This is a genomic window from Gracilibacillus dipsosauri (assembly GCF_003176895.1).
Classification (GTDB): domain Bacteria; phylum Bacillota; class Bacilli; order Bacillales; family Amphibacillaceae; genus Gracilibacillus; species Gracilibacillus dipsosauri.
Genome location: NZ_QGTD01000008.1, coordinates 87,706 through 103,765 on the forward strand (window position 1 = coordinate 87,706; position 16,060 = coordinate 103,765).

Here is a 16,060-nt window from a genome sequence, read left to right on the forward strand (position 1 = left end):
ACTGTTAGCCATCAAATTTTTTCTATACCGATAGTGTAAAAAATGTGAGCTTGTTCAAACTAATATCAAAGCTAACAAAACTTGTTACTTAACCCGATACACCATATAATAGAAGTAACCGAAAGGTAGGTGAAAGGATGAAAGAGGAAAATCTTATAATATTTCCAAAGTGGAAGGACGATCTTGAAGGCAAAGCAAAATCAGCCATGCAAGAAAATGATTACAAAAAAGCTTATGATTACTTTCACCAGTTAACAGAAAACGGCGTTCACTCACATGAAGTACTCACAGGAAAACTGATTTGTATGATGGAATTGAATATGGATGAAGAAGTTGAGTCGTTGTGTGAACAATTAATTGCTGAGAAGGACGACTATTACGCATCTTATGTACATATTTACGCAACCTTATTATTTCAAGCAAGTAAATATAAAGAAGTAATGTACTTAATTGAAAATGCCCTCCATGAAGGGATCATAACCGAAGCAATGGAAGAACAATTAAAGCAAATGTATCAATTAAGTAAAGAACTACAGCAACAAGAGGACAAGAAATCCTATCAAGAAGTGCTAAAAGTATTAAATGAGGCAATTGACGCAAAAAACGATAGGCAACAATGGTATATGATTAAAAGGCTAGTGTCATTGAATATTCGTGAAGATATTCCACTTCTTAGGGAAATGTTAGTAACAAGTGATATCCATCCCGTAGTCAAAACAGCAATTTTAGAATTTTATCGAAAAGCTGATATAACCGATCATATCGAAATAGAAAAATTTCAGGTCAAAGATACCATTCCAATAAATAACGCAACCATTTTTAATTTACAAAAATTCTATGATGGAGTGTACCAGTACTTAGAAGAGATCGAACAGAATGAACCAACAAATTTTCAAATGATCCAATTTATTCTTGAACGTTTTACTTATGTATATGTCCCTTTTTTACCACAAGAAGAAAATTATCAGTTGCTTGCGGAAGCATTAGAATACTATGTGGATAGAAGCTTAGAAGTTTTTGATGCTCAGTCTGTGCTACAGGGGGAACGAATGAAGGAAGAATACATAAAAATGATTGATTTATCTGAAGCGCTATATGGTTCCATCTTAGATGTATAAAAATGATTGATGCTTGTCAAAACAGTTCGACAAGCATCAATCGTTATATAGTTAATCCTTTCTTTTTTGCGTCCTCATCCAACAGACTTCCAATCGCTAGTCCTAGTCCTACACCAATTGGAATACCTAAAGCAAGATTATCGAATAAAAGTAACCCAAATACTACACCTAAACTTGTTCCAAGAGGCATATAAAGAGACAAATAATATCCTTTTTTCACTATTTTATGCTTTTTTGTTAAATGAGAAGTAATTTTCTTAACGAGGGAATGATAAGCGTTTATTGCTTCAGTTTGTTTTTCGCCTTCCTCGTCGCTTATTTTATCCAATGTTTTCTCGAATGCTATTAAATAATTTTGACAATGGTCACAAGTTTCAGAAAGTTGGTCCATTTTCTCCAGAATTTTTATATCTTTATCTGTCTGAAAGGTTTTTGCTTGCGTTAATTCTTCTAGTTGTTTAAGTGATGCTTTAGCAAAGGGATTTTTCATGAAATCTACCTCCAAATGTCTATATATAGTATACGATTTATAAATGGGTTAGGTTTCAAAAAAATGAAGAGGAGGAAGTGTATGACTAGTGAGCATGAATTAGGTAAGATAGTAATCCTTAATGGTCCGCCTCGATCTGGTAAGTCTACGATGGCTACTAAAATCCAGGAGCAATTGGGCGGTATTTGGATGAATTTCGGAGTCGACCAAATGATGAATATGACTCCAAAGCAATATCAGCCGGGAATTGGATTAAGGCCTGGTGGAGAGAGACCTGATTTAGAGCCAATTGTAGAAAAAATGTATCTATCTTTGTACCATTCTATTGCTAGCTTTAGTCGAACTGGCTTGAATGTTGTGGTTGATGTAGGTCATCATAATTTTTATCGGAAGCCACTAAACCTACTTCCTAGATGTATGAAAATCCTAGAAAATCATCCTGTTGCTTTCGTAGGAGTTTTTTGTCAAATGGATGAGCTTATGAATAGAAGAATCAAAACATGGGGTAAGGGATATGATGAAAACGGCGAAGTACCTGAGCCAGTAGAGAGGTGGCAAAAGTTTGTTCACGAGCCTGGGATATATGATTTAGAAATTAATACATCTATTTTGAATCCAGATGAAAGTGTTGCCAAAATTCAAAATATGCTAAGTCGTCAAACATTCGGTGTAGCAAAACAAGAAATTATTAACGGAGGGAGTAAGCTTGGACAATATTAAGGTTATCCGTGAACAGGAGAGGAAATATCATGATGAATGTTATGAAAGCTATCAATTATTTGAACAAGGGTCCTGGTTACATAAGCCTGTAAAATCTTTAATGGATCTAATACCGCTTTTGGAAGACAAGGAGAACTTGAAAATTTTAGATTTAGGTGCAGGTGTAGGGAGAAACAGTATACCAATCGCAAAAGCTCTAAAGAAAAATGGAGTGAAAGTGGTTTGTGTCGATTTACTAGATTCTGCTATCAATCACTTGAGAAATAATAGTAAACAACATGATGTTGAACAGGAAATTATTCCGGTAAAAGCCGACATCGATAATTATAAAATCTTTCAAGATACTTATGATCTTATCCTAGCTGTTTCTAGTTTAGAGCACATAAGTAATGAACCCATGCTAGACCAAGTTCTTGATCATGTGGCGGAGGGAACGAAAATCGGTGGAATAAATGGGATCATTATAAATTCAGAAGTAAAAGAAATTGATCGTGAGACTGGCAAAAAGCTTGAAGCATTTATTGAACTGAATCTTTCTACCAAAGAAATAATCGAAAAGCTTAAAAAGCATTTTCATGATTGGAAATGGCTCAAACAAATAGTGAGACCACAGGAATATCTCATCAAAAGAGAAGAAAGAGAGGTTATATTAAAAACAAAGGCAATTACATTTATCGCAAGGAAAGAAAGGGGTAATTGAGATGACTTCCGTTTGTTTAGTAAGACATGGGGAAACAGATTGGAATGCACAGGGGAAATTACAGGGAAAAACAGATATACCACTAAATCAGAATGGAATCAAGCAAGCAGAAGAATGCCGAAGTTATTTACAAGAATTTGATTGGGATCTTATTATTTCAAGTCCATTAAAACGGGCTAAGTCAACAGCGGAGATTATTAATCAAGGTTTGAATATCGAACATATTGTGATGGCAGAGTTCTCGGAACGATCGTTTGGAGACGCAGAAGGAATGACGTTCGAAGAGAGGAATAATCGTTATCCTGACAGTAAGTATCCAAACATAGAATCCCGTAATGCTTTAAATAAACGAGTTATGGTAGGAATTGATCATATAATTGAACGATATGCTGGAAAAAAGATATTGTTAGTGGCACACGGTGGAGTGATTAATACTATTTTATCCATGTTCTCAGAAGGTGAGATCGGAGCAGGTAAAACAAGGCTTCTAAATGCTTGCATAAGTAATATTGAATACATTCAAGAAAAATGGCAAATCCATGATTATAATCAAGTGAATCATTTGACGCCAAATAATAATTAAAGAAACATTAATATAGTCGAACTGGGTAGTCGAAAAAGCGGATTACTTCTTCAACTACACGTGAAACTCCTAATTACTTGTCTATAGTCATCACTTTCGGAACGGTAACTGTATGTTCTAATAATATGGAAATTGTCCCCCTAGGGACAGGGAGAATAGCAGTGGCCATTTCATTGCAAAAATCATGCGGATACATTATTATTATTGAAAGAAAATGCAATTATGTTATAATAAGATGGTTGCGATTTGCGTTCGGTCTATTATATGATGGTATATTGAATGAACGTCAAATATACAGATTTATTTGTTGGAGGGAAATTTACATGACAGCTAAATGGGAGAAACAAGAAGGTAATGTCGGTGTATTAACTGTCGAAGTTGATGCAGATAAATTTGATAGTGCCTTAGATCAAGCTTTTAAAAAGGTTGTAAAACAAGTACAAGTCCCTGGTTTCCGTAAAGGGAAAATGCCTAGAGGTTTATTTGAGAAACGCTTTGGTGTCGAATCTCTTTATCAAGATGCAGTAGATATTATCTTACCTGGTGAATATACAAATGCGATCGAAGAAACTGGAATCGAGCCTGTGGATCAACCAGAAGTAGATATCGAGCAGATTGAAAAAGGGAAAAACCTTATTTTTACAGCTAAAGTAACAGTAAAGCCAGAAGTTGAACTAGGAGATTATAAAGGCCTAGAAGTAGAGGAAGAAAGTACAGAAATTACAGATGAAGATGTCGAAAATGATTTAAAACAGCAACAAGAACAGCAAGCAGAACTAGTTGTTAAAGAAGAAGGTACAGTCGAAGACGGTGACACAGCTGTTATTGACTTTGAAGGTTTTGTTGATGGTGAAGCATTTGAGGGTGGTAAAGGCGAAAATCATTCTCTTGAAATCGGATCTGGTTCTTTCATACCAGGTTTTGAAGAACAACTAGTTGGTAAAAAAGTAGGTGAGGATGTAGAAGTACAGGTTACTTTCCCAGAAGAATATCATGCAGAAGACCTTGCTGGAAAAGAAGCAACTTTCAAAGTGAAAATTCATGAAATTAAGGCTAAAGAATTACCTGAGCTTGATGATGAATTTGCTAAAGATGTAGATGACGAAGTGGAATCTCTTGATGAGTTAAAAGAGAAGACTAAGAAACGTCTACAGGAGCAAAAAGAAAATGAAGTGGAAAACAATAAAAGGGAAGCATTAATTCAACAAGCTTCTGATAATGCAGAAGTTGAAATTCCAGAAGCTATGGTCAACTCTGAATTAGATCGTATGCTTCAAGAATTTGAACAAAGATTACAAATGCAAGGCATGACACTAGATATGTACTTCCAATTCTCTGGTCAAGACGAAGATGCGTTAAAAGAGCAAATGAAAGAAGATGCTGAAAAACGTGTGAAAACGAACTTAACCCTTGAAGCTATAGCGAATGCAGAGAATGTAGAAGTAACGGAAGAAGATATTGAAAAAGAGTTAGAATCTATGGCTTCTACGTACAATATGGAATTAGACCAAATCAAACAAGCACTTGGTGGAAATACACAAGGACTAAAAGACGATTTGAAATTCAAAAAAGCGATTGATGTACTTGTGGAAAATAGTAAGACAAAATAATATAACATAGAAAAACTCGGCATTCGCCTCGTTTAATAGCGAGTTCCAAGTTTTTCTTATACTATTCACAAATAAAAATCTTATAATTTCTGATAGTATAGATAAAAACAGAAAACAAGGTGCGAAGTCGCGCCTTGTTTTCTCTCCATTATAAGGAATTTACTTTTTGTGATATACATAACGACTTTTTTACATATACTATAGACAATACTTCATCACCATACATAAGAACATACGGTTTGTAATCAGTAAGAATAACTGGTACGATTGAACGGCATATAAATATGGTATGTATAGTAGAAGGTCTCCGCTCCCATATTAATGGGCAAGGGATCAGCTAGAAAGTGTTTTACTTTTTAATTTGCTTACAATTTGATATGATTGGCTAAAGTAATTAAAAACTTTGCATTTCAGGAAAGAAATGATATTTTTTGGATAAGGGGTGAAGGGCATGTATAAGTTTAATGAAGAAAAAGGTCAATTAAAGTGCTCATTCTGTGGGAAAAGTCAAGACCAGGTTCGTAAGCTTGTCGCAGGACCAGGTGTTTATATATGTGATGAATGTATCGAATTATGTACGGAAATTGTAGAAGAAGAATTAGGGGTAGATGAAGAAGTTGAATATAAGGACATTCCGAAGCCTCAAGAGATTTGTGATATTTTAGATGATTATGTAATCGGGCAGGAGAAAGCAAAAAAGAATTTATCCGTAGCTGTCTATAATCATTATAAACGTATTAATTCTCCGAAATCGAAAGATGATGTGGAATTAGCTAAAAGTAATATTGCGATGATTGGACCAACAGGTAGTGGTAAAACATTACTTGCTCAAACATTGGCCCGTATTTTAAATGTTCCGTTTGCTATTGCTGACGCTACTTCTCTTACGGAGGCAGGCTATGTTGGGGAAGATGTAGAGAATATTTTACTAAAACTGATTCAAGCTGCAGATTACGATGTGGAAAAGGCAGAAAAAGGCATTATTTACATTGATGAGATTGATAAAGTGGCGCGTAAGTCAGAAAATCCATCCATTACTCGAGATGTGTCTGGAGAAGGTGTACAGCAGGCATTACTTAAGATTTTGGAAGGTACGGTGGCAAGTGTCCCACCTCAAGGTGGTAGAAAGCATCCACATCAAGAATTTATTCAGATTGATACGACCAATATTTTATTCATATGTGGTGGCGCATTTGATGGGATTGAACAAATTATCAAACGTCGTCTAGGCAAGAAAGTTATCGGCTTCGGAGCAGATGCTGATAATCAAGAATTAGATAAAGCTACACTTCTATCGAAGGTTCTTCCAGAGGATTTATTACGTTTTGGATTAATTCCAGAATTTATAGGACGTCTTCCGGTTATTGGAAGCTTAGAACCATTAGATGAAGCTGCATTAGTAGAAATCCTGACCAAACCAAAAAATGCATTAGTAAAACAATATAATAAGCTGTTTGAAATCGACGGTGTAGAATTAGAGTTTGAAGAAGGTGCCTTAGAAGAAGTAGCGAAGAAAGCTATTGAACGTAAGACGGGGGCACGTGGATTACGCTCTATATTAGAAGGGATCATGCTAGAAGTGATGTTTGATCTCCCTTCACGTGATGATATTAAGAAATGCGTCATCACAAAGGAGACAGTAGCTAATGAAGGTAATCCGAAGCTCATTCACGAAGACGGTTCTGTAATTGATCAAGATAAGCAATCACCAAAGGAAAGTGCATAGTAGGAATCAAAAATCCCTTGTCTCAGTGAACAAGGGATTTTTGTTTGAGCATAAGTTCCTGGAAGATAGGAAAAACTATCTCAGACAAGGTAATTTTATTTTATAAGTTAGAGAAAATTTCTACACAGCAGAAGTTCGACGTAGCTGAAATTTTAAGCTACCAAGTATAAGCAAAACTAGGCATTCTCTAAAGGTGAGTGAATGCAAGTTTTTCTAATAGAAAATAAGAACGATTATTTTTTAGGAGGATATACATAAAGATTTACAAAAACCCTTATTTTCTTTAAACTAAGTACAATAGAGAGGTTGAACTAGGGAAAGATAACGATAGAGGGACAAGCTATTGCTAACAATATTGGCATACAAGCTAACATTACTCTTAATCGACATCTAGTAATTTTGACGGAGGTGCCAAATGACAGAGAAGAACTTTTTACATATACCTTTATTACCACTAAGGGGATTAATTGTATTTCCTAGCATGGTTATTCATTTGGATGTTGGCCGAGAGAAATCGATTCAATCATTAGAAAAGGCAATGATGAATGATCAGAAAATTCTTTTAGCCGCCCAAAAGGAAAGTGCCATAGACGAACCTAAGAAAGATGATATATATACTATTGGTACAGTAGCAAAAGTAAATCAAATGTTAAAGTTACCTAATGGAACCATGCGTGTCCTAGTAGAAGGACTTTATCGTGCTAAAATTGAATCTTTTATTCAAGAGGAAAAACAATTCTTTGTTGAAATTGTAAAACTTGAGGACGTCCATGTTGATCCAGTAGAAGAGGATGCATTCATGCGTACACTACTCGAACAATTTGAACATTACACACGAATTTCGAAAAAAATTAGTAAAGAAACGTTGGCAACAGTACTCGATATTGAAGAGCCAGCGCAATTTTCAGATATGGTTGCATCCCATATAACCCTAAAAATGTCTGATAAACAGCTCCTTTTAGAAACTGTTGGTGTAAAAGAACGTTTAAAAAAATTATTAGATATTATCTCTAATGAGAAGGAAGTATTGGAATTAGAGCGAAAAATCGGGCAACGTGTCAAAAAATCTATGGAAGATACGCAAAAGGAATATTATTTACGAGAACAAATGAAAGCTATTCAGAAGGAGCTCGGCGACAAGGATGGGAAAACTGGTGAAATTGCTAATTTAAAAAAGCAGCTCGAGGAAAAGGAGTTACCAGATAGAGTGGAAAAGGTAGCACTTAAAGAGTTAGATCGTTATGAACGAATTCCTCAAAGCTCAGCAGAAAGTTCGGTTATCCGTACGTATATTGAATGGATTCTCGCACTTCCCTGGAACGAAGAAACGGAAGACAATTTAGAAATTAATAATGCTGAAAAAATATTAGATGAGGATCATTATGGTTTAGAAAAGGTAAAGGAAAGAGTGCTCGAGTATTTAGCTGTTCAACAGCTGACGAATTCATTAAAAGGTCCCATTTTATGTCTTGTAGGCCCACCAGGAGTAGGAAAAACCTCTTTAGCTCGTTCCATTGCGCGAGCGATTGATCGTCATTTTGTTCGAATTTCTTTAGGTGGTGTGCGTGACGAGGCTGAAATTCGTGGGCATAGAAGAACATATGTCGGTGCAATGCCAGGTAGAATTATTCAAGGAATGAAAAAAGCCAATACGATTAATCCGGTCTTTTTATTAGACGAAATTGATAAAATGTCTAATGATTTTCGAGGCGACCCTTCTGCTGCGATGCTAGAAGTATTAGATCCAGAACAAAATCATACGTTTAGTGATCATTACCTAGAAGAAACCTACGATCTGTCTAAGGTTATGTTTATTGCAACAGCAAATAACCTATCGACAATACCACGACCATTATTAGATCGAATGGAGATTATCTCCATAGCTGGATATACGGAGCTAGAGAAAATGTATATAGCAAAAGAACATTTATTGCCAAAACAAATCAAAGAGAATGGTCTGAAAAAAGGCAATATCCAACTAAGAGATGATGCTTTGCTTAAGTTGATTCGCTTATATACGAGAGAAGCAGGAGTCCGTGGATTAGAACGGCAATTGGCATCAGTTTGCCGCAAAGCTGCTAAGATTATTGTGTCAAAGAAAAAACAGCGGGTTATTGTGACAGGAAAGCAGCTTGAGGGTATTTTGGGAAAACCGAAATTCCGATATGGATTAATGGAAGTAGAGGATCAAGTAGGTGCTGCAACAGGTCTTGCCTATACTTCTGCTGGTGGCGATATTTTGTCAATAGAGGTTAGCCTTTCAGAAGGAAAAGGAAAGCTAACGTTAACTGGTAAGCTTGGTGACGTTATGAAGGAATCTGCACAAGCGGCATTTAGCTATATTCGTTCAAAGGCAGATGAGTTAAATATTGATCCGAAATTCCATGAGAAAAAAGATATTCATATCCATGTTCCAGAGGGGGCAACTCCAAAGGATGGACCTTCAGCAGGTATTACGATGGCGACTGCGTTAGTTTCTGCATTGACTGGAAGAGCGGTGCGTAAAGAGGTAGGAATGACAGGAGAAATCACGTTAAGAGGTAGAGTATTACCAATTGGTGGTCTCAAGGAAAAATCTTTAAGTGCTCATCGTGCAGGTATCAAAACGATTATTATTCCGAAGGATAATGAGAAGGATTTAGAGGACATACCAGAAAGTGTTCGTCAGGAACTTACTTTTATTCCAGTAGACCATCTTGATACAGTGCTTGAATATGCACTACTGGAGGGGAACAATGAAGGTAAATAAAGCAGAAATAGTCATCAGTGCCGTTTCACCAAAACAATATCCACAGGATCGACTGTCTGAAATTGCATTGGCAGGGAGGTCAAATGTTGGAAAATCATCCTTTATTAATCGCTTAATTCATCGTAAAAATTTAGCTAGAACTTCTTCCAAGCCAGGGAAAACTCAAACATTAAACTTTTATCGGATTAACGAGAAGTTTTATTTCGTAGATGTACCAGGCTATGGTTATGCAAAGGTTTCGAAAAAAGAACGTGAAAAATGGGGCAAAATGATGGAGGAATATTTTGCCCTTAGAGATACATTGAAGTTAGCTACTTTAATTATAGATATCAGACATAAGCCTACAGATGATGATGTAATGATGTATGAATTTTTAAAACATTACCAGCTTCCAGTTCTAGTGGTTGCTACAAAGTTAGATAAGATTCCAAAAAACAAAAAAAGTGCTCACCTCGAGCAGGTGATTCAAACACTAGACTTAGATCCAGAAGACACGGTGATCCCTTTTTCTTCAGAAACGGGTGAAGGTAAAGAAGATGTCTGGCATTACCTTGAACAATATCTATAACTATAGATAGATAAGGAGTTTCTTCATTGATAAAGTTTCAAATAACGCTAAATAATGCGTGTGGAACATAATTATAATAGCGTACATAAAAAAGACGAACGTTATCAAATCGTTCGTCTTTTTCTTTTGATTATACGGCGATTTATTTTTTTCTCCATAGCATATAAATACCGATAGTAATTAATAATAATGGCCAAAATCTTTCGATAAACACCATACCTTCATGAATCCAGCTAAACCAACTCGGCTTATTGTCCACATACACGGCAAATACCGCAATGGCTAATAGAATTAAACCAGGTAAAAGCCCCGTTTTTGTTTTAAAATATCGGATAAGAAACGCGATCGAAATAATAAAAGGGTAAACGCCCCAGTGGTCAATCCAAAACGGATAGTGATTCAAACCATGGAAGTGAATTCCAAGGCCTAATAATATGACACCAGGTACCACACTACTAAAATCCTTTGCTCGAAAGGAATAAATTAGGAAAGCAGCTCCAAGTAATATGAGTAAGGTTGGCCAAGAATAAAAATCAGTAAGGATAGGTAATTTTAGTTCTCTTAATAAAAAGAAAATACCTATTCCAATAAACAAATATGCAACTAAGCCATTCTTTTTCAACTAAATCGCTCCTAGATTAAAATAATTATTAATTTAGATTAATTTCTTGCTTATATGTCTTGGTTATGTTAAAGTACTATTGACAAAAGAGATGAATGGAACAAACAAAGTATATTTTAACATACTTTATTCTAACACTGTTCATAATTTCATCACGATTTAATAAAAAATTCATGTTATACTAACAATATGTGTATAGGTGTTTGTTTTTCTTTTTTTTGGGGGTAGATGAATGTGCATATTTTAACAGCAGGGATAAATTATAAAACAGCTCCTGTTGAAGTGCGCGAAATGCTAGCTTTTCGTGAAGAGCAACTTGTAGAAGCAATGACAGAATTAAAGGGACGTAAAAGCATTTTGGAAAATGTAATTATTTCTACATGTAATCGGACGGAAATCTATGCAGTCGTTGATCAACTTCATACAGGGCGACATTTCATTAAACAATTTCTAGCAGATTGGTTCGATTTGGATAAGGAGTCTTTTACTCCACACTTGGTTTTTTATGAAAATGAAGCAGCAGTGGAACATTTATTTCGACTTAGCTGTGGCTTAGAATCGATGATTATGGGAGAGACACAGATTCTTGGCCAAGTGAAACAGATGTTTCTAAAAGCTCAAGAAGTTGAAATGACTGGTACCATTCTAAACGAAGTATTTAAACAAGCTATTACCATTGGAAAGCGAAGTCAAAGGGAAACCAATATTAATGATAATGCTGTTTCTGTTAGCTATGCTGCGGTAGAGTTGGCGAAGAAAATATTCTCCGATCTTACAGATAAACGTGTGGTTATCATAGGTGCAGGTAAAATGGGAGAGCTAGCAGCCAAAAATATTTATGGATCAGGTGTTAAGCAAGTAACGGTTGTGAACCGGACGATTGAAAAGGCAACTCAGCTTGCAGAGCAGTTTGATGGCGTTGCAAAGCCGACTAGTCAATTAAATGACATTCTATTAGATGCTGATATTGTGATTAGTTCAACAGGATCCAATGATTTTATCATTTCAAAAGAGGCGTACCAACAAATTGAAAAGAGAAGAAAGGGACGTCCGTTATTCTTAGTGGATATTGCCGTTCCCCGTGATTTAGATCCAGATCTTGCTCAATTAGATAATGTCTTTTTATATGATATCGATGATTTACAAAATGTTGTAGATGCTAATCTCGAAGCGAGAAAAGAAGCTGCTGAGGAGATTGAAATATGGATTGAAGAAGAGATAATCGCTTTCCGTACATGGCTACAAACGCTTGGAGTTGTTCCTATTATTACAGCATTGCGAGAGCAAGCACTTACTATTCAGAAGGATACAATGCAAAGCATTGAGCGAAAAATGCCAAATTTAACTGATAGAGAGAGAAAAGTGTTAAATAAACATACAAAAAGTATTGTGAATCAAATGTTAAAACAGCCAATACTTCAAGCGAAAGAATTAGCAGGACAGAAAAACTCAGAAGAAGCACTTGCCTTATTTACGAAAATATTTAATCTAGAAGAGAAAGTGATTCCTAAGACAGAACAAGAAGAAAAGGTAATTTCATTTGATAAAAATAATGAAAAGTCATACCAAAAATTACAAAATGTTTCTACACATTAAAAGGATGGTATTCCTTTATGTTTCCAGAAAGATTTATTCAAGAGGGCATGTTGCTCGCTTATGGAATTAGTGTCATTTTTTATTTTATAGATTTTTTGTATCACAACCAGAAAGCGAATCGGATTGCTTTCTGGTTCCTTGCGATGGTTTGGGTTATTCAAACCATCTTTTTGTTACAGGAAGTGATTCGCACATCATCGCTCCCTATTGGGACATTCAATGATGGATTATATACCTATGTGTGGATTATTGTTACTTTCTCATTAGTTGTACACCGATATTTTCATCTTGATTTATTTATGTTTTTTATAAGTGTCTTCGGCTTTTTGGTTATGGTTATTCATACAATAAGATCATTGCAAATCGTCGATTCATCTCAAATTCCAAGCATGTTAAACGAATTGCTTTATGCCCATATCGTTTTAGCGTTAATAGCCTATGGACTATTTACGGTATCGTTTATCATTGCCCTACTCTATTTTACTCAATACCGTTTACTAAAATGGAAAAAAGGTTATAAATGGTTAAAGAGATTAAGTGACCTAGAAGGACTTGAAAAAAAGTCGTTTCAATTAATTGTACTTTCTGAACCATTACTATTGTTGTCGATCATTTTAGGGGTCGTTTGGGCTTACAAGACCGGAACGGAATTCTATTGGGGGGATAGCAAGACCATTGGTTCCATTTTAGTTTTTTTGATCTATGCGCTATATTTATATATGCGTACAAAAGGAAACTATCGAGGGAAAAATATATTATTCGTCAACATAGTTTCTTTTTTACTACTATTAGTAAACTTTTTCTTGTTTACTACTTTATCTAACTTTCATATTTAATGACAGAAAAGAGGTTGTAATAAAATGCGAAAAATAGTCGTAGGATCTAGACGTAGTAATCTTGCTTTGACTCAATCTGAATGGGTCATTGATCAATTGAAAAAATATACTGGGGATCAATTTTCATTTGAAATAAAGAAAATTGTAACAAAAGGGGACCAAATTTTAAACGTGACTTTATCCAAGGTCGGTGGAAAAGGCCTTTTCGTAAAAGAGATTGAAAAAGCAATGTATGATCATGAAATTGATTTCGCTGTTCATAGTATGAAGGATATGCCAGCAGTTATGCCAGAGGGGCTTATTATAGGATCCATTCCTATGCGAGAAGATCATCGAGATGCGTTTATATCAAATGACCATATCCGATTAGAAGATCTCCCAGCTGGTTCTATAGTGGGAACAAGTAGTCTTCGAAGAGGATCACAAATATTAGCGGAACGTCCTGATCTAGAAATTAAATGGATAAGAGGAAATATTGAGACAAGATTGAGAAAATTAAAGGAAGAGAATTTTGATGCTATCATCCTAGCAGCGGCAGGCTTAAAGAGAATGGGGTGGGGAGAAGAGATGGTTACCCAATTCTTGGAGCCAGAAGTATGTGTGCCCGCAGTAGGACAAGGTGCTCTTGCCATTGAATGTCGGGAGGATGATCAGGAACTTATTGAATTATTGAAAAAAATAAATCATTCCTATACAGAAAAAACGGTAACAGCAGAAAGAACTTTTCTTCATTTACTGAATGGTGGATGTCAAGTCCCTATTGGTGGATATGCTTATCTAGACAACGATGAGGTTAATCTAACCGCTTTAGTAGCAAGTAGTGATGGCAAAACAGTTCTAAAAGAAGTGGTAACAGGAATTGATCCAGTTGAAGTAGGTAAAGAAGCTGCAGAGAGATTAAAGGCAAAGGGTGCTCAACAACTAGTAGATGAAGCGATAGAAAAGAATGAAAAGGAATGAGCAAACCACTTAAAGGTAAAAAGCTTTTAATTACAAGAGAGGAGAAACAAGCTCAGCCATTAGTTGAGCTTGTTCAACACGCTGGTGCAGAACCATTTCTAGCACCTTTACTTCAGTTTCAGCCGATATACTCTAAAAACAATGAACAAGCTCTTAAAAAGATACAAGAACAGGTTGACTGGCTGTTTTTTACAAGTGCTAATACCGTTTATTTTTTTGAAGCTTACCGAAAACAATTAGGTTTAACCTTTAGTCAGAAAATAGCTGCAGTCGGGGTGAAAACTAGTCACGCTCTTATGGAATATGGATATACTGTTCATTTTCAACCATCCATTTATAGTGGTGCGGTGATGGTTCCAGAATTTATTAATAAATTCGGAAAAGAACAAAAGATAGCATTGATCGGTGGAGAAAGTGCGAGAGATGAAATCCCGGATTTACTACAAAAAAATCACGTTTCCTTTCAACAGGTGGCTATTTATCGTACAATGAAAAATGATGCGGGAAGAAAAAAGTTAAGGTATGCTTTAAAGCAGGAAATGGATGCATGTTTATTTACGAGTCCCTCAACTGTAAAGACTTTTACCGAATTTGCTGATGCATATTACTTAGAAAAGACGAAAAAGGAAACACTTGCTGTTGCCATTGGACTTACAACAGCAACAGAGCTAAAGAAACAAGGATTCCAACATGTTATTTATCCACAGAAATATACGATTGAGGCGATGGTAGAGCAATTAGTTGCTTACCTCCAAAACGAAAGGACGAAAAAAGAATGACTATGAACGAATTTGACCGCCATAGAAGATTGCGTAAATCTGCTACGTTAAGATCATTAGTAAGAGAAACGAAGTTAAATACATCTGATCTAGTATATCCCTTGTTTATCGTAGAAGGTGAAACAATAAAGAGTGAAGTAAGCTCGATGCCTGGTGTATTTCAAATTTCGTTAGATTATTTAGATGAAGAAATAGATGAACTTCTTACGCTTGGCATACCAGCTGTTCTCTTATTTGGAATTCCAAAGGAGAAGGATGAAGTTGGCTCTGGAGCTTATGATCCACATGGTATCGTGCAGAAAGCCATTCGCCAAATTAAACAAAAAACAGATAAATTATTAGTGATAGCAGACACCTGTTTATGTGAATATACTTCTCACGGTCATTGTGGTGTCATTCATGATCATGATGTAGATAACGATAAGTCATTGCCGTTACATGTAAAAACAGCCGTAACTCAGGCAGAAGCAGGAGCGGACATTATTGCACCATCTAACATGATGGACGGTTTTGTAACAGAGATACGAAAAGGCTTAGATGAGGCAGGTTTCTGTGAGATACCTATTATGTCGTATGCTGTGAAATATGCCTCCGCATTCTATGGCCCATTTCGTGATGCAGCAGATAGTACTCCACAATTTGGCGACCGAAAAACCTATCAGATGGATCCTGCCAATCGTCTTGAGGCGATGCGTGAAGCACAATCAGATATAGAAGAAGGAGCGGATTTTATTATCGTAAAACCGGCTTTGTCCTATATGGATATTATTCGGGAAATGAGAAATGCCCATCCCGTTCCTGTCGTGGCTTATAATGTTAGTGGAGAGTATTCTATGATTAAGGCTGCTAGTTTAAATGGCTGGATAGATGAAAAAGCGGTTGTCATAGAAAAATTAACAAGTATGAAAAGAGCAGGGGCAGATATTATCATTACGTATTTTGCAAAAGATGTTGCAGCATGGTTACAAGAAAAATCCTAATAGAGATGAAAGGGGATCCTCAT

At 35.8% G+C, this 16,060-nt stretch carries 15 protein-coding genes; 13 read left to right on the forward strand and 2 right to left on the reverse strand.

The genetic code is table 11. The features are described from left to right. Positions 1 to 137 precede the first annotated feature (137 nt). Positions 138 to 1,118 carry a hypothetical protein gene (locus DLJ74_RS07345; protein ID WP_109983978.1) on the forward strand — a complete coding sequence of 327 codons (981 nt, stop codon included), beginning with the start codon at positions 138 to 140 and terminating at the stop codon, positions 1,116 to 1,118. 43 nt (positions 1,119 to 1,161) lie between these two features. Here the strand turns inward: DLJ74_RS07345 and DLJ74_RS20720 are convergent, their stop codons facing one another. Further along, the gene (locus tag DLJ74_RS20720) at positions 1,162 to 1,608 is read right to left on the reverse strand and encodes a glycine zipper domain-containing protein (RefSeq protein WP_054859086.1); all 447 of its coding nucleotides are present in this window, start codon (positions 1,606 to 1,608) and stop codon (positions 1,162 to 1,164) included. A gap of 81 nt (positions 1,609 to 1,689) precedes the next feature. On the opposite strand from DLJ74_RS20720, the gene DLJ74_RS07355 reads away from it, so the two are divergent. From DLJ74_RS07355 to yihA, 7 genes are all read left to right on the forward strand, one after another. Further along, on the forward strand, positions 1,690 to 2,328 hold the full coding sequence (locus DLJ74_RS07355) for a chloramphenicol phosphotransferase CPT family protein (RefSeq protein ID WP_109983979.1): 639 nt from the start codon (positions 1,690 to 1,692) through the stop codon (positions 2,326 to 2,328). After that, entirely contained in the window at positions 2,315 to 3,028 is a 714-nt protein-coding gene (locus DLJ74_RS07360) for a class I SAM-dependent methyltransferase (protein WP_109983980.1), read from the forward strand. Before DLJ74_RS07355 ends, DLJ74_RS07360 begins: the two co-directional genes overlap by 14 nt. Position 3,029: 1 nt before the next feature. Beyond that, positions 3,030 to 3,611 (forward strand): histidine phosphatase family protein, encoded by a 582-nt coding sequence (locus DLJ74_RS07365; RefSeq protein ID WP_109983981.1) that lies wholly within the window; start codon positions 3,030 to 3,032, stop codon positions 3,609 to 3,611. 323 nt (positions 3,612 to 3,934) lie between these two features. Continuing rightward, entirely contained in the window at positions 3,935 to 5,221 is a 1,287-nt protein-coding gene (tig, locus tag DLJ74_RS07370) for a trigger factor (RefSeq protein WP_109983982.1), read from the forward strand. A gap of 451 nt (positions 5,222 to 5,672) precedes the next feature. Further along, positions 5,673 to 6,947 carry an ATP-dependent protease ATP-binding subunit ClpX gene (gene clpX, locus DLJ74_RS07375; RefSeq protein ID WP_109983983.1) on the forward strand — a complete coding sequence of 425 codons (1,275 nt, stop codon included), beginning with the start codon at positions 5,673 to 5,675 and terminating at the stop codon, positions 6,945 to 6,947. A 415-nt stretch (positions 6,948 to 7,362) separates the two neighbouring features. After that, positions 7,363 to 9,696: an endopeptidase La gene (gene lon / locus DLJ74_RS07380; RefSeq protein ID WP_109983984.1), complete on the forward strand. Its 2,334-nt coding sequence runs from the start codon at positions 7,363 to 7,365 to the stop codon at positions 9,694 to 9,696. Further along, on the forward strand, positions 9,683 to 10,264 hold the full coding sequence (yihA, locus tag DLJ74_RS07385) for a ribosome biogenesis GTP-binding protein YihA/YsxC (RefSeq protein ID WP_109983985.1): 582 nt from the start codon (positions 9,683 to 9,685) through the stop codon (positions 10,262 to 10,264). Before lon ends, yihA begins: the two co-directional genes overlap by 14 nt. Positions 10,265 to 10,406: 142 nt before the next feature. Here the strand turns inward: yihA and DLJ74_RS07390 are convergent, their stop codons facing one another. Next, the gene (locus DLJ74_RS07390; RefSeq protein ID WP_109983986.1) at positions 10,407 to 10,886 is read right to left on the reverse strand and encodes a LiaI-LiaF-like domain-containing protein; all 480 of its coding nucleotides are present in this window, start codon (positions 10,884 to 10,886) and stop codon (positions 10,407 to 10,409) included. A gap of 234 nt (positions 10,887 to 11,120) precedes the next feature. Here DLJ74_RS07390 and hemA point away from each other — a divergent pair, with 234 nt between their 5' ends. The 5 genes from hemA to hemB are packed head-to-tail and all read left to right on the forward strand — an operon-like array spanning position 11,121 to position 16,037. Beyond that, positions 11,121 to 12,482, forward strand: coding sequence for a glutamyl-tRNA reductase (gene hemA / locus DLJ74_RS07395; RefSeq protein ID WP_109983987.1), 1,362 nt, complete (start codon positions 11,121 to 11,123; stop codon positions 12,480 to 12,482). 17 nt (positions 12,483 to 12,499) lie between these two features. Beyond that, positions 12,500 to 13,318 (forward strand): cytochrome C assembly family protein, encoded by an 819-nt coding sequence (locus tag DLJ74_RS07400; RefSeq protein WP_109983988.1) that lies wholly within the window; start codon positions 12,500 to 12,502, stop codon positions 13,316 to 13,318. A 24-nt stretch (positions 13,319 to 13,342) separates the two neighbouring features. Beyond that, a complete protein-coding gene (gene hemC, locus DLJ74_RS07405) occupies positions 13,343 to 14,278 on the forward strand; it encodes a hydroxymethylbilane synthase (RefSeq protein WP_054787844.1) in 936 nt (311 codons plus the stop codon). Continuing rightward, positions 14,275 to 15,057, forward strand: coding sequence for a uroporphyrinogen-III synthase (locus DLJ74_RS07410; RefSeq protein ID WP_109983989.1), 783 nt, complete (start codon positions 14,275 to 14,277; stop codon positions 15,055 to 15,057). Before hemC ends, DLJ74_RS07410 begins: the two co-directional genes overlap by 4 nt. Then, on the forward strand, positions 15,054 to 16,037 hold the full coding sequence (gene hemB, locus DLJ74_RS07415; RefSeq protein ID WP_109983990.1) for a porphobilinogen synthase: 984 nt from the start codon (positions 15,054 to 15,056) through the stop codon (positions 16,035 to 16,037). Before DLJ74_RS07410 ends, hemB begins: the two co-directional genes overlap by 4 nt. The last annotated feature ends 23 nt before the right edge of the window (positions 16,038 to 16,060 follow it).